Origin of the sequence: Sodalis sp. RH14 (assembly GCF_047324285.1) — a bacterium.
In the GTDB taxonomy this organism is placed as follows: Bacteria; Pseudomonadota; Gammaproteobacteria; order Enterobacterales; family Enterobacteriaceae; genus Acerihabitans.
Genome location: NZ_CP178739.1, coordinates 2123670 through 2143589 on the forward strand (window position 1 = coordinate 2123670; position 19920 = coordinate 2143589).

Consider the following 19920-nt stretch of genomic DNA (forward strand, 5'->3'; position numbering starts at 1 on the left):
ACGCTTTCGCCTTAATATGCTTGGCCCGTCCCCGGTAACTGTCAATGATGTTGGTCCATGCACAGTCTGACGACGCTTGAGAGTTTTACCAGTGAGGCTACTTCACTAAATCCCGCGATGCTAATGGTAACACGAGGGGGCCTGGTCGGAAGTGTTTAGATTAGCCCTTTAGAAATCACAGATGATGCAAAATGTAGACAGAAACCTGTCAAATCGCCTAACAGCAAGAAAATCGGCATTGTGAACCATTGAATAGCTCAAAAACAGTGAAAATGATGTATATAACCACAGTATACTTTGAACTGGTGAATGTCACCAGTTTGAAGGTATAATTCAAAGCATGAAACCAAAATCCAATACTCGCCGATCTAATCTTGCACATTTCTCAGGCCATGAGACGTTTCCATTGCGTCAGATGTGGCTAAAGAAGGTGTTTGATCAATCAATAAATTTAGCTTTCATCCCTAAGTCAACGTTCACTGACGATTCGTCTATTGCTGCATTTGGTGTTGGCAAAAACATGGTAGCATCGATCCGACATTGGGCGTTGGCCTGTGGAGTAATGTCGGAAGTTAACGATGGGTTTTGTATCAACAAGTTAGCAATCGAAATACTGAAAGATAATGGGCTCGACCCTTACGCTGAAAATCCGGCATCAGCCTGGCTTGCCCATTGGCAGCTTGCTGGTAGGGGCTTCCGTTCGACGACATGGTACTGGTTATTTAACAATGTAACCCTACCCTCATTCAACCGCCAAGATCTTGAAGAACCTTTGGTGAAATTTGCTCGAGAGCTTGATCCCGGCCATCGTTTATCAACAGCAACAATCTCTCGTGATCTGGATACATGTCTTCGTAGCTATGCTCCCCGAGCATCGAGTGGAACACCTGAGGATTTTGCAGAGCCGCTTTTAGGAGAATTGGGATTATTGCAAGAGGTTTATAATGGTCAGTACACTTTCCGTCGAGGACCTAAAACTTCGCTACATGACGGCATTTTCACCTATGCATTAATCGACTTCTGGGATCGCAAAGCTACAGGACAAAGCTCACTAGCATTTGAAACTATCGCCTATGCAGAAGGTTCACCGGGGCGGGTTTTTAAGCTTGATGAAGAATCGATAGCACAAAGGTTGGCCGTTCTATCTGATTTCACAACTAATAAGCTTGAGTGGACTGATTCTGCCGGATTAAGGCAGGTATTCAGGAAAGATATATCCCAGAAAGACATTGAGAACATGGTTAGGCGTTCCTATGACTGATAATAAACAACAAATCCTGTCGGAAATTGTACAAATCTCACGTCAATACCAGCGTTCTATCCGTGTAGATACTGATATTGGCAGGGCTGATGCGCTATCTACTTTCATATGCCACACAACAGCTGAATCTGTAATTGATAGTATGTCCAAGCAACTCTTCAATACTAATCAGCGCAGTTTCACGTGGACAGGTCCCTTTGGGGGAGGGAAAAGCTCTTTGGCTATTGCCTTGGCAAGCTCATTGAGCTCAGATAAGACTTTACGAGAGAAAGCTCGCAATGTTTTGCATCTGAATTCCAAGCCCAATTTTGATAAAGTATTTCCTGTACGTGATGGGTGGCTTGTCGTGCCAGTGGTAGGACGGCGCTCTAGTATAGTTACAAGCCTCACAACTGCATTGCTAAAAGCGCAATGCAATACGGATGAGGAAAATAAAAAGTGCAATGCCCAATCACTTATAAATGGATTACTGAACGAATCTAAAAAAAGACCCCATGATGGTGTATTAGTAATTATTGATGAGATGGGAAAATTTTTAGAGGCCACTGTGCTTGGGCAAGGGGATGACGTATATTTTTTCCAAGAACTTGCGGAAGCTGCTGCTCGATCAGAGGGCCGATTAGTAATCATCGGGGTTTTACACCAATCATTTGCGCAGTATTCCGCCAGACTTGGCATTGATACGCGTGAAGATTGGACTAAAGTTCAGGGGCGATTCGTTGACCTCCCATTTGTAACGGCTAGTGATGAAGTAGTGGAATTAATAGGCCGTGCAATAGAAACCAAATGCAATCCTGAATGGGTATTTAACGCATCCAAAGCTATTGCCGATTCCATAGGCTTACGCCGTCCTGCTATAGGACAAGGCTTTGCCAAAGCTTTGGCTAAATGTTGGCCTCTTCATCCTGCCATGGCTGCTTTGCTTGGGCCTATCTCAAAAAGACAATTCGGACAGAATGAGAGAAGTACTTTTGGTTTCTTATCGTCAGTTGAATCGAATGGATTTCAATCTTATCTTAAAACGAGCTCTTTGAAAGCAGGCGCTTGGTATCGTCCGAGTGACTACTGGGATTACCTGCGTTCAAACCTGGAACCTGCAATTCTTTCATCTCCAGATGGACATCGTTGGTCGCAAGCAGTGGAGGCCGTGGATAGAGCTGAAGCTAGAACGAATGATTCATTTGCAGTTGCTTTGCTGAAGAATATTGCCGTAATAGATTTGTTTCGTAATGGTTCTGGCCTTGCGGCTGACTCATCCGTTATTGAATCTTTATTTCCTGATAAAACTCATGAGGAAATTGAGGGTGCGCTGCTAAAGCTTTCAGACCTCCAAGTAGCTATCCACAAAAGTTATACTGGTTCTTGGTCTGTCTTTGAAGGTAGCGACTTCGATATAAATACTGCTATTAAAGAATCTTTAGCTGGTTCTCCTGATATTGATTACACACATCTTAGTAAAGTCGTAGGCTTGCGCCCGATAGTTGCTAAAAGACACTACCATACATCAGGAAGCATGCGTTGGATGGATTTAAGACTATGTAGTATTGAGCAAGCAGAGAAGTTTGCTTCTAGTTTTTCTCCAACGAAGGGAGAGTTTGGACTATTCATCCTTGCATTTCCAACTTTGGGAACAAGTATTGATGAAGCAATTCCTCGGGTACAAGCCTGCGCTAGACTACGTCCTTGGCCAGTAATTGTGGGTATTCCCGGCAATTACCCGCAGATACAAGAACTATCATCGGAAGTTTTAGCTATAGAGCAGGTCAAAAAGAGGCATGAGCTTTCAGGTGATCCTGTCGCTCGAAGAGAGGTTAATGCGCGCCTTGCGGCGATTAGATCGGATCTAGAAGATCACCTGCAAAAGGCAATATCCCTGACATATTGGTATGACGGAGAAGCTAAGATTTCCATCTCTAGTAATGGTTCTAAGCTTTCACCTTTAGCCTCAGAACTAGCAGAAGGCCTCTTTCATAGCGCTCCTTCAATATGGAGTGAACTCGTTAACCGAGATAATTTATCAAGCAGTAGTGTCAAAGCCCGACGAAACTTATTGTATGCTATGGCCAAGGCAGAAAATCAACCTGATCTCGGATTCAAAGGGTTTCCTGCGGAAAGAGGTCTTTATGAGACATTATTAAAAAAAACTGGGTTACATCAGAAAAATGCTTCCGGGACCTGGCAGTTTACTCCTCCTGGAAATACAGGGGCTGGTGATTTTGTATCGCTTTGGCGTGCAACTAAGACTTTATTCTTAGACGCAAGCATTCTCGTTGGAGCTCAAGAAATATATAGTTTGTGGAGTTCTCCTCCATACGGAATAAAGCAGGGTGTATTACCAGTTGTGTTAACGGCATTTATATTAGCTCATAAAGCCCATATTGCTGTTTATAAAGATGGTATATTTATACCGAAAATTAGCGATTTTGATATTGATGAGTGTTTACAAGATCATACTCGTTTTTCCCTACGATGGGTTGCAATCGATGCAGATAAAAGTCGTATTCTTGAAGGCATTGCTAGGTTATTAGAGGAGATTGGTGAAAGTCAAGGTATCGTAGAGCCCTTAGACGCTGCACGGGGTCTTGTCTCGATGGTGTTTAATTTGCCAGATTGGACTCGTCGTACACAGCGTTTAAGCGATATAGCTAAAGCAATAAGAGATATGCTTTTAAAGGCAAATGATCCACACAAAGTACTTTTCGTTGATTTACCTACTTTACTGAATACGTCTGATGGCGAAGCATATATTGATGCTCTACGAGCTCCTTTACATGAGCTTATTAATGCTTATGGAAAGATGCTCTCTTTGGTGGGTAAAAAGATGTTTGAAGCCCTCGACGTTAATCAAGGCGACTGGAACGCATTGCATTTACGTGCCCGTTCAGTGTCTGGTATATCAGGGGATTTTAGACTTGACGCATTTGCAACTCGATTGGCTAGTTTCGATGGAAGTCAACTTTCATTGGAAGGTATATTGAGTTTAGTTGTTGAGAAACCACCACGAGATTGGGTTGACAGACACATTGATGCAGCCTACCTGGAACTTGCCAAATTTTCACGTCGCTTTCGTGAAACAGAAGCATTTGTATCGATACAGGGCCGTGAACCACATAGTGCGGCCATTGCGTTGGTGATCGGTGCGGGCTCAGATACTAGGACAATCTCTCGCTCATTCTTAGTATCTGAACAATACAATCAGGCTATTGATAATAAAGTAAAAGAAATCAATAATATATTGGAGGTCGGTGGTTTAAATCAAGAAGTACTATTAGCAATATTGGCTAAAGTTGGCATTAAGTTACTCTTGGATGATAAGGAAGTAGCCAATGGTTGAGCGACATGTTCTTGGCATTTCTGGTGGTAAAGATAGTGCTGCGTTGGCTGTTTATATGCGTGCTCATCACCCTGAAATCGATATTGATTATTTTTTTACTGATACAGGTGAAGAATTGCCTGAGGTTCAAGAATTCCTTGGAAAGCTTGAAGGTTATTTAGGTAAACCAATTATAAGGTTGAATCCGGGTAGAGATTTTCGATTTTGGCTTCGGCAATATAATAATTTTTTGCCAAGCCCTCAGACACGTTGGTGCACAAGACAGCTTAAACTTGTCCCTTTCGAACAATGGGTGAAACCTTGGCTTGCTGCTGGGGATCATATTATATCCTATGTCGCAATACGTTCAGACGAAGAATATCGAGAAGGGTATTCTTCTAAAGCAAGCAATTTAGTAGTTAGAATGCCATTTCGTGAAGCTGGTATCAACAAGACCGATGTTATTGATATTTTGGAAAATTCGGGTGTTGGTTATCCAAAATATTATGAATGGCGATCTCGCAGTGGCTGTACTTTTTGTTTTTTCCAACAAAAGATAGAATGGGTTCGCCTTCAAGAAAGACACCCTGATGCTTATGAAGAGGCCAAGGCATTAGAGAAAGATGCACTTGAACATGGTTCTCCTTTTACTTGGTCTAAAGGGGAATCCCTCGCTGATATGGAGAATCCAGCGCGAATAGCTACAATAAAGTCGGAATATGAGAAACGGCGTGCATGGGTGCGTAAAAGTATTCCTGTTAATCCGTTGAGGCCGATAACATCAGTACCCGAGGATATTGATGATGTATATGGAGAAGATGAAGGTAACGGCTCCTGCAATATTTGCCATAAATAAAAATTTAGCAATATTTTCTACTTCTTATTTTAATAGCGCCCTATTAGGCGCTATTTTACCTTGAATAAATATGTGAATTTGATAAAACTAACCTAAATAAATAAATAGAACTTTTATTTTATTTTTAATTAAATTACCTAAATGAATTTCTTCTATCACATGCGTAGCCTCTGGTTCTGAAAAACAATCTTTTAGAAAGTAAAGATTATCGCTGGGTGAGTCTTGTGTGAGTCGTAGTTTATTCTTGTTGGGAATAGAGACACCACTAACCAATCTGTCAAAAACATCTCCATGTAAATCGAGCGTTGAGACAATAAGTGTTGCTTGGTCGGGGGAGAAGTTAATAATAACAGTACTACTGCTAATCGCATGCCCTTCACCTGAATTGAATATTTTTAGCTCTCCTTGCTCATTAGAACCTGCAATTAAAAACTTTAAATCGAAAAGATTTGGAATCCGTATTGTAGCGACCCTACTTATTTTTGCAACATAACGGTTTAATATATATTGTGTTTGTTCAGATCTATGCTGTCCAATGATCTCGTATTCTTCGAAGACATTGATAAACGAGAAGATAGATGGTGTAAAAGGCCTGGATAAATCCCAATTTATATTTCGCCATGAAGAGTCAAGAAAAATTGCAGTAGATATTGCTGTTTTATATGAGCTATTTTCCCGCATGCTCATATGTATGTCATTTCCATGCATTAAAAGAAGGTTTACGCCATCCATCTTATTATTTTTTAGGTGTGCAATATCACAAGGTTGAGTTAAATTAATTAATAAATTCCTATTTTTTTTATTTCTTAACACAGTACCAAATCTTAGATTTCTCTTTATCCAATTAAATTGGTAGTTATACAATGCAGGTAAATCATAGGCTGTAAAATTAGATAACGGGAAATTACCCAAAATCTTAAACCAATTTTCCTCATGCCAACTTGAATCTTTTAATAGCATTTTGAGGACATTTCTAGAATCTTGAACTTCATTACCAGGACTTATCAGCTGATCACTTTTTAAGGCCATCTCTAAATCATTACCTAGCAAACGAACATGCTGTTGGTGATCATCTAATGAGTTTTCGAATTCGGCTAGTACCTTTTTAAAAATAATCTCAGAAAAATAATCAGATAAACTCATACTATCTTCTAGGGCTGTTCTCCTCATAACATCTATGTTATGAGCATCTAATGCCCATAGTGTTTTAGATAAATTTTTAGTTGCTGATTCAAAATGTAAAATCCAATTATTTATGAAAGATTCGATATGTTTAACTAAGTATTTTTGCTCAAATATTTGCTTAAATGTAGCTTTCCAAGTTTCCTCGTTTCCCCCGGTAGCTAAAGTCGGTTTTTCCATGATCCTAAAACGAGAGCTAGTCATTTCAAGTTCTGATTTTATTTCAAGAAAATTTTCAGAAATTTTTCCACTATATGATGACATTAAGATAAAAGAAGGGATTGTACCTAAATTTTCAATCCTTTCTTTAATGGTTTTAATAAAGGGGATAGTTTGAGATTCTGAATCGTTAACTAAAAGATAATCTACTAAGATTAAATCATAAGATAAATTATCTTTAGTCAAAAAATTTTCTGGGCAAGCGAATCTATCAATGTCTATATCCGTAATGCCCAGATTTGCATCACATAACCATTTCATAATACTAATCACGGGAGCAATTAAGAGAGTTTTCCTAGATAAAGCCTCAGTTTTTAATTGCTGAATTTCAGGTGGCAACGAAGTTGATATTTCAGAGTCGTTTATATATCTGACAACATCATCAAGTGAATGAAAGTCTAATCCTAAAATGGTTAGTTTGGTAGTTAGATCTTCATATTCTTGGGATGTTGAGTCTTCTAATTGATCAATTAGATCATTGTTATCAACGCGACGTAAATCACTTTCAGTTATTTCATCAGAAAAATCATCATCAACTACAGCGATTTTATATTTCATTTTTCATCACCCTTAGGTAATTCAATAACAAATCGTCTTAGTCGCCCATCTTCGAATGGATTAGCATCTAAATATATATTGGAGCCATAATTAAATGAAACTTCTTTTGCTATATACAGACCATAACCACCACCATCTTTTCTAAGAGAGAATCCAGGATTAAAAATTCGGTCTTTATCAGTGGGGGAAATTCCAGGCCCATTATCATAAACCTCAATAACATTCGTCAGCGAATCAATATTAATATATATTTTTGATTTATCATGACCTGCTAAGTAATTTCCTGTTTTCAACCAATAAATCGAATTCAAAATTAAATTTTCTAAAGTTAAACTTACAAATCCTTTAACCATTTTTACTATTAATTTTTCTTTATTCACTGGAGCGTCATTTAGTGTTAATAAAAAGTCAATATTATGTCTTTCAAATCTCGATTTATAGCCACTAATGATAGTATTTATAAGCCCAATAAGGTCGAAATCTCCTTTTCTATTCCTACCACTAGTGCTTAAAGGATCAAGTTGACTTAGTCTAATATTCAAGGACTTGATTTCTGACTCTAATTTTTTTAGAAGATCTGCTGTTTCCGCATCGGCTTTCTCTGCTACTTTATTTAATAATGTGCGAGTCTGACTTGTTGTTCTATTAAGTTCATGCATGATACTACGCATTACGTTGCCTACGCCGGCAAGCTCAAGTATATCTTCTCTCCTCTCTTGTAATTCTGTAATAGCAGTTTTAAATTGTTTGACACTATTGGTTATAAACTGCATATTCTGGTGCAAAGATGTAACTTGTTTTTTTGCATTAGGCGACAAATTTTGAATTTCATGTATGATCTTTTCTGACTCATATAGCCTAAGTTCAATAGAATTTATTCCATCATCTAACAGCTGATTTTCTAATTCTTTTTGTTGAATCTTCTCTTCTGATTGAGCATGGTTTCTTAGTTCTGTAAGCGCGAATTTTTGTATAATATTTCTTAATAAATCAAACATGTCACTATCAATGAGTCCTTCGCGGTTAGAACGGTCTATCAGCTTCGGATTATCATTTTTTGAAATTTCGAGTGCTCCTACTGTCTGTATTCTATTTAAAGTAAAGCCTCGCCCTCTAAATGCTTGATTATCGATACCCAGCCAATCTCCATCTTTACTAGAACCCGATAAGCCGATGCGAAAACCATCTCTATAGATAGCTATGCCGCCATTCCATAGATCTAATTCATCTCTATATTTTTTTAAGTCGGAGCCTAATCCTTTCTTGGCTAATTTTGCTCTGTTATACCATTTTATTTTTAATGTGAATGGCCCTAATGATTTCAGGTCATCTATACTACAATCAAATTTATTTTTCATATCTCTAACAGTTCTTGATTGAGGAACCATTGAGTCTTTCCGCCCGGGTATTTCGATAGTACTTTTCAATATTTCACTTGAATCAGCGGTTGCATTTTCTGGAAAAAAATTCATGACGAAGTCCCTATCCGCCAATTCAAGAAGTTTATTGTCAATTTGCTTGATGGGAAACCTTTTGGAATTATTCAAATATAAATCTACTGGGAATCTTTTTGAGTCTTTCTCAAATGGATTGTTTAATCTTCTTAAAAATCTATCAACAATTTCATTGTCTATGCGTTCTTTGTACCAATTTGAAGTGAGGGAATAGATGGATATTTTTGTTCCGCTGACGTTTTTTTTCCCTACATCGATAATTAAGGGGAAATTTATTTGGTCGAGTAACAAGTCAGAGGAATCAAAGTCACTCCAGTTAAATTCAATTTTGTAGGTATTTTCATCTTTTGCACTCCATGTCTCAACTAAAGATGAACCACCTAATCTCATCATAGAAAGTCGTCCTATTCCTTTATTTCCTAAGACAGGAGTGCCATCCTCTTTTGAGCTATGCGTATTCTTATATGATGTGCCGATTTTTAAGAATGCGTCAATTAAATTAGTTGCATCCATTCCACTACCTGAGTCTTCAACTTCTATGCGATTTAAAATAGAGCAAGATTTCATCAGGGATGGTATGTTTATAGACTCTAATATTTGATTAGTTTGTTTCTCGAATTCTATTGGTTTCCCCAAATTATCTAGCAACGTCCAGCCTTCTTTTAATCTTTTTAAAATATTCTTTTTAAGAACCTCAAATTTTTGATTATGTTCATCAAAACTTGAGATTTCTTTTATACATTCTTTCAATGTGTTCTGTTCGACGGGGACAAAAAAATGGATGGAGACTCTAGAAGAACCTGCATCAAATGCGTTTTTGATCAATTCGTAAAGCGCTACCTCATCAGAGGTGATCAATTCTGAACCTAGATGGAGTAAGGTTCGAGCTGTAACTTCAAACTTGGCCATTGTTAATCTCACATTTTTGTTGGATTAGGCTAGCTTCTTTAGATTGATAGTTCTAGAAAAAGTGATTTATCACATGTTAATCATATTATGTATTTCATTCATTAGTAAAGACTTTATACCTCATCTTTCTCTGCGCCTAAATCGTTGCCCGTCATGCCGAGGCTATACCTAAACCCCATTTCACCGCTGTAGAGCAAGGGGCGCCTGCGTTCTGGTATGCAGCGACAGCTTTTTTCTCCAGTGAGTTTTTCGTTTCTGTACTTGCTTCCGGCTAATCGTTTCCCAGCACAACCCGTCCCACAAGGGTAAATGGCACGCATTCTGCGCCCTTGCTGGCCGGAACGATGCCAGGAAAGCGGACCGTCAGGCGATACGAAGACGAAAATCACACCACTGATGGAGAAAAAACCATGTCCATTTCCCTGCATATCCAGACCAGCGCCCCTAACACCGCCGCGGCGACCAGCGTATCCCCGCTGGACCCGTCAGGCTCCTCAAAAACGAAATGTACAAAAAACAAAACCGATATTTATCAGACCGTAACAGACAGCATCATTGCAGCGCTGGAAGCCGGAGTTAAGCCGTGGTCGTGTCCGTGGCAGCGAGTTCCAGGGATGTCCGGATTACCCACTAATCATGCCACCGGCGTGGCCTACAGTGGCATGAATATTATGTTGTTGTGGTGTAGTGCTTCAAAACAGGGATTCAATGATTCCCGCTGGATGACCTACAAACAGTCGAAGGCGGCAGGGGGACAGGTGCGTAAGGGAGAGCACGGAACGACAGCCATTTTCTATACCACGCTGGAAAAAGAAAGCGAAGATGGGGAACTCGAACATATCCCGATGCTGAAAACGTTTACGGTGTTTAATGTTGAACAGATTGACGGCCTTTCTCTGGCGACTGAGCCGGGCAATTCAGCAGAGACGTTCGATCCGATGCCGCAGGCTGAAAGCTTGTTCAGAAATAGCGGTGCTAAAATCATCGAGAAAGGACAAAACGCCTTTTTCAGCCCGTCAACTGATGAAATCTGGCTGCCGGAGCGCCGCCTTTTTTCTGATGCTGCTAATTTTTATGCCACTGGCTTGCATGAACTGGTTCACTGGAGTGGCGCCAGAAACCGTCTGAACCGCGAAATGAGAGGGAAGTTTGGCAGCGAGGATTATGCTTTTGAGGAGATGATCGCCGAACTGGGAAGCGCGTTCCTGATGGCGGATCTGGGGATCGTCGGAGAGGTTCAGCACGAGAGCTATATCGCTTCCTGGCTGAAAGCATTGAAAAACGACAAACGCTATATTTTCAAAGCCGCCAGCGCGGCCTCAAAAGCGCATCGTTATTTGATGGAGAAGATTTGAACGGAAATAGAGGAAGCTGCAAAGGAATGCGGCTTTAATCATGCATTCGCATTCCAGATTATAAGTGCTTACTGTATTTTCTGGTGACGGTAGATATACCGCTCTTTTACTGAAAACCGTTTAATGGCATTTAAACACCCCAGAACATGAGATTGATAGCATTTTTGATATCATCGGCACAATGGCTTACATCCGCGATAATTTCACCAATGACCTCAACGGAAACGCTTGATAATTCAGTTGTCATCAGACGGTAATTTTCGCCGTCGATGCGGATCAGGGGGAACAAGGTTTTATTCACCTTTTCAGACAGATGATGCGATTCTATCAGCGGGATGACCATTCGCCGCCCTGGCGTATCGACAATATCACTTTGCACATCGACAATCATTTTGTAATGGCTGGCCCGCTTATACTGATAAACAGTAAATTGCATGATCACCAGTTCCTGTTTTCATCGGCGAAAGAGCCATTCTGGGCGATAAATCTGGCGACTTCCTCCATCCCTTCGTGGTTCTCTTTCTTCCATTCTTCAGCCTTTATGCGACGGGCTTCCTTGCCGATGACTTCATTCACCAGACCAGAAATATTGACGCCGGCAGCATTCAGAACCTGATAATTATCTTTGTCCACGGTAACGCTGACTCTGTGTTTCATGGTCGTGCTCCTTTTTGTGCATACTGTGAGTATATACCTTAAGTAGTTACTCATCAATCGACCACGCGGCAGGCTTACCGTATGGGTAAACCTGCCAGCACAAAAGTACTGGCTTAAGCGTAGTGATGCAGCTCCAGTTGGTGCAGTTCGTCGAGGGTATAGACACGAAAAACATGGCGGTGGCGTGCTTCCAGCGAGATATGCTGATGGTTAACGATGACGTATTTTATACTGTTGAACAACAGTTCAATGGCGCGTTTTTTCTGCGGGTCGGGCACGATATAAAAAACGTAAATCCAGTCTTTACGGGTCCGGGCTAGTAAATGGCTGGCGATGATCGATTGGTAACGGGCTTTGGTTTTCAGACGGCGCTCAGTCTCAATCGCGATGACGGTTCCGTCTGGGAGGGTGATTAGCCCGTCCGGACGGTGACTGACCTGATAGCGATTGAGGAAGGTCGTACGATCACCGTTTATCCATCCGGTAGCGCCTTTTTTCTCAAGGATGATCCGGGCCACCTGATTATCAAGGTGGTGCTCCAGCGTCCAGCCGGTAACTTTTGATAGCTCAAACCGCACCGGGAAAAGGTCATCGTCAGGGGTTAACACGACGGCCAGCCCGTCGCTGGTTATTCCCCACAATGAAATTTTCATCGTCCGCGATTCAAGCACATGTTTTTGTATTAACCCCATTCCCTCGACTTTTGACAGCAGCGTATACAGTGATTTGTGATCCCTGAAGCCGAAAAGCAGCATCAGCGTTTTAAAATCGCTGTAGGTTTCTTCTTTCAGGAAATTCAGCAGTCTTTTTATTTTCTCGCTATTGCGTGCGGTGCGCTCGCTATGCGTGGCGATAAGCATTTGGCCTCCTAAAAATCGAGAAGGGACAGTTTTTCTTCTTCGTCAGGCGTCGGCTTTGTGGTTTTATTGTCTTCATCCGTGAAGAAAAGATCGGGCCGGGTTGCCATGACATTCAGCGTTGATGTTGTGGGTACGGGTGTGTTTTCTTCCTCGCTGAAATCTAGCGAGACTTTTACCGATGCCGCTGAGGCGGCGATTTCAGGAGAAACTAAAAAAATCTCAAGATTGCGCTTTTTCACCTTGATCGGTGAAATTAATGATGCTGACGGGAGTTTTTTGGTCGTAAAGATGAAGCTGACAAAATCGGGCAGGTTCAGGATCATATTGCTGTCAATAAAGAAACGCTCCGCCTGTCTGATTGTGCGTTCATTGTCGATGGTTTCTGTCAGCATAGTATCGGTTTTCGCTTTGCGGACTTCATCATCCACTAATATGGTGCCTGACATTCTTGCCACCCATTCGGCGGTATCGGGGTCCATGACACGATAAACCAGTTTGAACTTGGCATTCTCAACGACTGCGCCGACAACGGCGTCACCTTTTAAATCTGCCGGGCAGTCTTTTAGATCGGCGACGGATTGATGCGCCATAATAATATGAACACCTTTATCCCTTGCCGCCCCCAGTCCTTCGAGTGCGGGTTTGGAAAGATGGTATTTCAGTTCATCAAGGAAGATGGCAATGGGGCGGGGGATATCATTTACCCGGTCACGCCGTTCGGCCAACTGATAGAGGCGAACCAGCAGCATTCGCTGTGCGGTAATAATTTTGCTGTTTCGCATTGAGCCAATCACATAACAGCAACCGCCTTCATCAAAGATATGTTTAAGTGAAAATCCCGTCGGCGCGTTGATGGCATTGAGTAATGCCAGTTCCTCAATCTTGCCGAAAAAAGCTTTGATGTTTTCCGCAATACCCTGAACATACTCGCCGTTATAAATATCACGGATGGTTGAGTCTGGATGGTGACTGACGAATTGCGACGCCATGCGCGCGGCCTTTCTGTCGTCGATGCGGTAAAAGTCAGATTCCTGACCTTTTTCCGCCAGGCTGAACCCAGCGACGAAAAGTTCTTCCAGTTCATCGGGGGTAATATCTTCAATCAGATTTAATTGGTATTGCTGTTTTCGCAGGTCAATTAAGGCGAAGGGTTTGTCTGCATCCTCACAGGCTTTCCGGTAAAGGTGCGGCGCCCATTCATCATCTTTGGGGTCCATGACAAAGATGCCTTCACCGGCCAGGATACTTTGATAAAGTAATATCCCGGTAGCCACCCCTTTACCGGCGCCGGTCGTGCCGATAATATCCGCGTGTTGTCTTTGCCAGTCTTTTAACGGGAGATACATCGGTTGTTTCTCCCGGTCCACCCCGATAAAAATGCCTTTGCTCAGGTCGATATAATCCAGCGGATCATAATGCAATGTTTCCGGCAGTAACGATTTCACCGTGCGCACATCGGTGCGTAATTCCCGTTCAAGCGTTGACTTTTTGACGAGCCGTTTCTTTATTTTGTCCAATTCTGGCGTTAATACCCTGCGCAGCAGAATATGGAAAATAAAACCTGCTACGGTGAAGGCAATCAGCACCGACCATGCCAGAACGGGAATGCCGGCGACTATCCGGCTTTTATAAAGCCACTGAAAAATCCAGATAACAACCGGGACCATCGTACCGAAAAGAAAACACAGCATGGCAAAAGCAATAATCCCCTTTTGCCAGAACGGGGCTTTTTGCCGTTCATCGCTTTTCATCGACGCGAAAAATGGCATGGACAGCCCCGAGAGCAACGCCAGCATCAGTTGATGCTGTTGCGTAAAATCAATAAATGTAAGCGCGCCATTCACTATCGGCGACAGTGAAACGGCCAGCTTATTTAAGATCATGATGCCTCCTTCGTCAGCAACTCGACCCATGCTTTCGCCCCGCCTTTTCGCCCAACACCGTGGGGCGAAAAGGCGGGGCGAAAGCATGGGGCTCGTGAGGTGGCCGCGTTGCGGCCATGTGCCGGAAAGTACACTTCCCGGCCCGAACGGCGTCCGCCAGTTCAAGCGGGCTGGACGCCCTTATGGACTGTCGCATGGGGGTAATGTCGCGGCTGGACGCCGCGCCAAAACCCCCAACGTCAACGGCGGCACACCGTCGCCCGCTACGCGCGACCACCCCCTTTGAGACGCCGTTTTTCGCCTATTTTTTCTTTTGTCCGTTCCGGCCAAGCGAAAAAATGGGAAAACGCCTTCAAAGAGGGTGGTCGCGCCACGCTACCGGCTTTTGGCCGGAGACTTAGCCGCGACGGTGTGCGGGGCTGACGCCCCCCAAATAAACCGACGCGTGGGCGCGTCTTTTTGCTCGCTGGGGCGGCAAAATTTATTCGGCTCCCCCGGCCAGCTCGGTTCACCTGGGGGTGAACGCTCGCCAGTGGGTTCGGGCGACGCAAATTAGCAATTTCTTCGAAATTGAATTACTCGCCTCACGCTACTTTTAATCCTATGCTGGAGCCTAGGATTAAAAGCCAAAAAAAACCGTCTGTGAGTATCGTTATTACCATTACTGGTTGACGTTTTAGATGCGATGAAATTAACAATCTTGTAGATTGAATTTCAACGCTGAGTTCGGTAGTAATGAAAATATAATAGCCTTCGATTTGAAATTTTATGGATAGATATAATTCAATGCGGGCAAAAAAAATTTGCGCTGGTGAAATGCGAATTACGGCAGCGTAATTATATATTGAAAAGACAATCAACCTCAAAGTAATAACTTCGATCCCTATTCCTGTGCCGGAATTAATAATTAATATAGTGGGGTTGATTTTCACGGCTAAAACCGTTGCGCGAAGATCTCACCCTTGGTAAAATATCTCTGGCTTTGAATGATGATAAAGTCATTGTGGTAATGTGATTTTTCTTGGAGAGTGTTTAATTTTTGCCACATATGTTTTATTGTCCTGACATTCGATGATGCAAATTCTTTTTGCGCTTTATTTTATGATATCCACGAAGTTCTTATATTGGCTGTTTTTGTCATATCCTTTTATTTAAAATGCGCCTTTACTCTTTTATACTATCAGCATTGTATTATCGGCAAATACTCAGGTGTGTTTGCAAGCATGACTCCAGCATTTGTGGGGCTTAATCTGGTGCGAGGGGCAGGGCTGTGCCGGATTTTACTTTGCTCATCACTACCCAGGTAGTAAAACTACGTACGTTCTGTTCGGCCATTATGACCTCTTGCGTAAAACGTTCATAATCCAGAAGATCGCGGCAGACTACCGTCAAAATAAAGTCATACTCTCCGGTGACGTAATAACACTGTTGGACTTGTGCTTGCTTAAGCATCGCTTGTTTGAAAGATTTGATCTGTTCGTTGCGTTCTTCAAGCAAATCGATACCCACCAGGCAAGTCACGGGGTAGCCGAGAGCGTGAGGGTTCAGTGTAGCGGTTTCCTGCTCAATGATGCCATCCGTGCGCATCCGTTTAAGCCGCCGTTGCACCGCAGCAGCCGACAGGCCAACCTCTTCACCGATGCTTTGCGCAATATGGCGGGTATCGCGTTGATAACGCGCCAAGATACGGCGGTCGAACTCGTCGATAGCGGTTATGCTGTGGCTCTGTTGCGGTTTAGCCGCTTTTTTATCGCTCATTTATCCGTTAGTCCGCAAGAAAGTGCCTGAATATGCCGTCACCAGGCGCTGCAACGCCGTTAAACTACGTTAACACTAACGGCAGAGGGGGAAAAGATGTCCAGAGTGCTCACCATTATCACCGACAACGCGCCGGGATTGCATGGCATTGCCGGTCCGGTCATTGATTTCGATTCCGAACTGCGGCGGATTATCGGCGATTTGCAGGCCACGCTGGCGGATTTTCGCCTGGGGGCTGGTTTTGGCCGGGCGATGGCCGCGCCGCAGGTTGATATCCCGCTGCGGATTATCGTGCTGCAACTGGGCGCCCGTCCTTTTGCCATGATAAATCCCCGTATTTTATGGCGCAGCGACGCTATGCAGGAAGTCTGGGATGATTGCCTGAGCGTACCGGAGGCGATCGTCAGGGTGCTGCGTCATATGAGCATCAGCGTGGCATGGCAAGACGAACAGGGTTTCTCTCATCAATGGGATAAGCTGCCGCCGGATATGTCGGAACTGATCCAGCATGAAATCGATCACCTCGACGGCATCTTGATGACCGACCGGGCGATAGGTGCCGATGCCATCCGACCCATAGCCGAACGTTCAGCCCTGATCGACGGACAGCGGCCCGCGCACCGGCTCAGCCTGGACCATATTCGCCAGGCGCCCGATGCCATCGACCCGGTATTCCTTAATTCGCCGCAGTACGAATGCCCCCAGTTATCGGCTCAGCTCGGGCGCGCCGTATGGCTCAAAGTGGAAACGCTTAATCCGCTGCGCTGCTTTAAAGGGCGCGGTGCGGGCCTGGTTATCGCCGGCGCGCTTGCCCGTGGCGAATTGCGTCCGCTGGTCTGCGCCAGCGCGGGCAATTGGGGTCTGGCGCTGGCGTACTATTGCCATAAGGCCAGCCTGCCGTTGACGGTATTTGTCGCGCAAAATGCCAACCCGCTGAAAATTGGGGCCATTGCAGCCTATGGCGCCGATATCAGGCAGGTAGGCGTCGATTTTGATAGCGCCAAGGAACAGGGCCAACGATATTGCGCCAGTATCGGCGGCTGGTTTATCGAAGACGGCCTAGAGCCGGAAGTGAGCGAAGGGGCCGGTACTATCGGTCTTGAGCTGTTGTCAGCCTGTGTTCCGTTCCGTGCAATCTATATCCCGGTCGGCAACGGTGCGTTGGTTGGCGGTGTGGCACGCTGGATCAAAGCGTCGGCGCCGGATATCCGCATTATTGGCGTGTGTCCGCGCGGCGCTGACGCCATGTACCAAAGCTGGCTGACGAATCGGGTAGTGATCGGCGAAGCGGTGAATACCCAGGCCGACGGCCTGGCTGTGCGCGTGCCGGTGCCGCAGGCACTGGAAGATATGCGCGATGTGGTGGATGAAATGATATTGGTTGAGGAGGAGCAGATAGCCGTGGCGACACGTTATGCGCTTAAGTATGCCGGGCTTATATTAGAGCCTTCCGGCGCGGTATCCCTGGCTGGCATTTTGTCACATTTGCCAGAGGAACCTGCGTTACGCTCTGGCCCGGTCGCTGCTATTCTGACCGGAGCGAATATAGCATGTGACTAAGCGTCATTATCTGACAATATTTTTGTATATCAAACCGCATGGAAGCCAACTTTTTCACTGGCAATCAAACCGAGATCCCTAATGTGTGCCGTCGGCGAAACTATTGTGATAATGCCGTAGCCGAATTGTCCGTTAAAAAAAAGTCGTGGCGATATCCGGCAATGTAAGATGAATATTGTACAATTTGTTAAAGTACCTTTTTTTGAGGTTAAAAATGGCCAAGTTTGCGGCTTTATCTGTTGAACGTCATCGCTATCAGGTTTTAGCGATTTTTTTGGTGGTGCTATCGACTCTTCTTTATGTCATTGGATATTCAATATCCAAAGTAATGGTAACATCGTATGGATTCCCAGCCATACAGGTCACTTTCTTGAGATGCAGCATTGTGCTTATAAGTGGACTGTCATAAACCCAGGCAGCCTCAACCGGAATTACCTGGCGTCGAATCTAGTTATTGTTCGTTCCTTGGAACAAAGAGCAGCGGCTGCGGCGTTATTATGCGACTCATCCATGAACTCAAAGCGGCAAAAAACTATCAATCGATAGTTAAAGTTGATTGTATTCGACTGTTTTTCAGACAATTATATACTTGAGAAATACAGCCTATTCCTCGCCGGTTACAGCGGGGGGAATAGTCATCCACACTGCCGCTTAGTGAGTACGCTCGGCGTATGAGCGTTCTTACCCGGCCTGTACCTGTACCCGGTGAAAGCTATCAGAAAATGCAAAACGAGAGGGACTGATTCGATGTTTTACATGGCTGAAAGAAAGGATATTGACACCATCGCAGAAATTGTTAGGGAGACCATATCCTCTACTTATCCGAAATATTATCCAGATGGCGTGGTTGAATTTTTTTTGAATTATCATTCTACTGACAGTATCAGGGATGCCGTTGATGCTGGAGGGGTTTATATTCTCACCGCTCAAGGAAAAGCAGTCGCCACAGGGAGCATAAAAGATAATGAAATATGCAGGCTGTTTGTTTTACCATTATTTCAGGGTAAAAGACTGGGCAGTTACATGATGGACAAGCTTGAGACACTGGTGTTCGGTTACAGTAACGAAATCAGACTGGATGCATCTTTACCTGCCTGTGGTATGTATCTCAAGAGGGGCTATAAGCCCGTTTCTTTTGAGTCGGTTCTGACCACATATGACCATCGGCTTTGTTATTTTATTTTAAAAAAACAAAAGATAACTGATCCGGCGACTAAGGAAACCGGAAGCTAGAATCCTTTAGCGAGAACGACACACCATTCATGCGCGGCGCGATAACGCTTTCAGGGGGGCTTGATCACGAGCATGAGAAGCGCCAGTCAATTCAGCGTTTCGTCAAACCGCCATCAACAAAGTACTGGCTACCGGTGACAAATGAGGCGTCGTCCGACAGCAGAAAGAGGCCGACAGCCGCCGCCTCTTCAGCCGAACCCACCCGCGCCAGCGATAATCGATTTACCACATCGGCTTCAAACTCTCTTCGGAAGTTGTCGCTCATGAAATTCCGAAAATTCGTGTCGATGGGGCCGGGCACCAACGTATTAACGCGGATACCGCGCTGACCCAGCGCTGATGCCCAACAACGAACAAGCGATATCAATGCGCCTTTGGCTGCCGCATACAAGCTTGCCATCGCTGCGCCTTCATAGGCCGATGTCGACGCGGTGACGACGACGGATGCCCCATTATTGAGATGGTCGGCTAACTTTGCCAACTGGAGCACGGGACCTCGTACATTAGCCGCCATCAACGCATCAAATGCGGCGGCGTCTATGTGCTCAAACTTGCCGACCGTGGCATATCCCGCATTAAGCCAGAGTCCATCAATTCGCCCATGTTCGCGGATTTCGTACGCCAATGCGTCAGCGGCAGTTGGATCTGACGCATCGTTCTGGAAAACCACCGATCCATCGGGCAACAGAGTACGCAACTTTTCAAGCCGTTCGGGATCGCGTCCCGTGGCTATGATCGAACCTCCTTCACCCGCAATGCGTTTAACTCCCGCCAGACCAATACCGCTGGTGGCGCCAGTGACAAGGATTCGTTTTCCAGAGAACCTGTTCATTTTTTGTTTCCCGCTTTGTGAAGTCTCTAC

15 protein-coding genes are annotated in these 19920 nt (G+C 44.1%); 6 read left to right on the forward strand and 9 right to left on the reverse strand.

What is annotated here, in order from left to right; genetic code table 11:
- The first annotated feature begins 340 nt into the window (after positions 1–340).
- From ACL2XQ_RS09600 to ACL2XQ_RS09610, 3 genes are read left to right on the forward strand one after another with little or no spacing between them, the layout of a single operon-like run.
- Entirely contained in the window at positions 341–1261 is a 921-nt protein-coding gene (locus ACL2XQ_RS09600) for a DUF4007 family protein (RefSeq protein WP_413740303.1), read from the forward strand.
- Positions 1254–4595, forward strand: coding sequence for an ATP-binding protein (locus ACL2XQ_RS09605; protein ID WP_413740304.1), 3342 nt, complete (start codon positions 1254–1256; stop codon positions 4593–4595). The genes ACL2XQ_RS09600 and ACL2XQ_RS09605 overlap by 8 nt, the downstream gene beginning before the upstream one ends.
- Complete coding sequence (locus tag ACL2XQ_RS09610; protein WP_413740305.1) at positions 4588–5430, forward strand: phosphoadenosine phosphosulfate reductase family protein; 843 nt, start codon at positions 4588–4590, stop codon at positions 5428–5430. The genes ACL2XQ_RS09605 and ACL2XQ_RS09610 overlap by 8 nt, the downstream gene beginning before the upstream one ends.
- Positions 5431–5517: 87 nt before the next feature.
- On the opposite strand, the gene ACL2XQ_RS09615 is transcribed toward ACL2XQ_RS09610, so the two are convergent.
- Both ACL2XQ_RS09615 and ACL2XQ_RS09620 read right to left on the reverse strand, forming a co-directional pair.
- Positions 5518–7389, reverse strand: a complete 1872-nt coding sequence (locus tag ACL2XQ_RS09615; protein ID WP_413740306.1) for a hypothetical protein — start codon at positions 7387–7389, stop codon at positions 5518–5520.
- Complete coding sequence (locus ACL2XQ_RS09620) at positions 7386–9752, reverse strand: ATP-binding protein (RefSeq protein ID WP_413740307.1); 2367 nt, start codon at positions 9750–9752, stop codon at positions 7386–7388. Before ACL2XQ_RS09620 ends, ACL2XQ_RS09615 begins: the two co-directional genes overlap by 4 nt.
- A gap of 410 nt (positions 9753–10162) precedes the next feature.
- Between ACL2XQ_RS09620 and ACL2XQ_RS09625 the strand changes: the two genes are divergently transcribed.
- The gene (locus ACL2XQ_RS09625; protein WP_413740308.1) at positions 10163–11107 is read left to right on the forward strand and encodes an ArdC family protein; all 945 of its coding nucleotides are present in this window, start codon (positions 10163–10165) and stop codon (positions 11105–11107) included.
- Between the two features lie 130 nt (positions 11108–11237).
- Here ACL2XQ_RS09625 and ccdB read toward each other — a convergent pair whose 3' ends face one another.
- The 6 genes from ccdB to ACL2XQ_RS09655 all read right to left on the reverse strand — a co-directional run bounded on the left by ccdB (position 11238) and on the right by ACL2XQ_RS09655 (position 16265).
- Positions 11238–11543: a type II toxin-antitoxin system toxin CcdB gene (gene ccdB, locus ACL2XQ_RS09630; RefSeq protein ID WP_413740309.1), complete on the reverse strand. Its 306-nt coding sequence runs from the start codon at positions 11541–11543 to the stop codon at positions 11238–11240.
- A gap of 2 nt (positions 11544–11545) precedes the next feature.
- Complete coding sequence (gene ccdA / locus ACL2XQ_RS09635) at positions 11546–11764, reverse strand: type II toxin-antitoxin system antitoxin CcdA (protein WP_113867773.1); 219 nt, start codon at positions 11762–11764, stop codon at positions 11546–11548.
- 113 nt (positions 11765–11877) lie between these two features.
- Complete coding sequence (mobC, locus tag ACL2XQ_RS09640) at positions 11878–12624, reverse strand: MobC family replication-relaxation protein (RefSeq protein WP_413740310.1); 747 nt, start codon at positions 12622–12624, stop codon at positions 11878–11880.
- A gap of 8 nt (positions 12625–12632) precedes the next feature.
- The gene (locus tag ACL2XQ_RS09645) at positions 12633–14507 is read right to left on the reverse strand and encodes a type IV secretory system conjugative DNA transfer family protein (RefSeq protein WP_413740311.1); all 1875 of its coding nucleotides are present in this window, start codon (positions 14505–14507) and stop codon (positions 12633–12635) included.
- A gap of 584 nt (positions 14508–15091) precedes the next feature.
- Positions 15092–15439 (reverse strand): hypothetical protein, encoded by a 348-nt coding sequence (locus ACL2XQ_RS09650; RefSeq protein WP_413740312.1) that lies wholly within the window; start codon positions 15437–15439, stop codon positions 15092–15094.
- Positions 15440–15752: 313 nt separating this feature from the next.
- On the reverse strand, positions 15753–16265 hold the full coding sequence (locus ACL2XQ_RS09655; protein ID WP_413740313.1) for an Lrp/AsnC family transcriptional regulator: 513 nt from the start codon (positions 16263–16265) through the stop codon (positions 15753–15755).
- 96 nt (positions 16266–16361) lie between these two features.
- Here ACL2XQ_RS09655 and ACL2XQ_RS09660 point away from each other — a divergent pair, with 96 nt between their 5' ends.
- Positions 16362–17825 (forward strand): pyridoxal-phosphate dependent enzyme, encoded by a 1464-nt coding sequence (locus tag ACL2XQ_RS09660; protein WP_413740314.1) that lies wholly within the window; start codon positions 16362–16364, stop codon positions 17823–17825.
- Between the two features lie 747 nt (positions 17826–18572).
- Complete coding sequence (locus ACL2XQ_RS09665; protein WP_413740315.1) at positions 18573–19058, forward strand: GNAT family N-acetyltransferase; 486 nt, start codon at positions 18573–18575, stop codon at positions 19056–19058.
- 91 nt (positions 19059–19149) lie between these two features.
- Here the strand turns inward: ACL2XQ_RS09665 and ACL2XQ_RS09670 are convergent, their stop codons facing one another.
- On the reverse strand, positions 19150–19890 hold the full coding sequence (locus ACL2XQ_RS09670) for an SDR family oxidoreductase (RefSeq protein WP_413740316.1): 741 nt from the start codon (positions 19888–19890) through the stop codon (positions 19150–19152).
- Positions 19891–19920 lie beyond the last annotated feature (30 nt).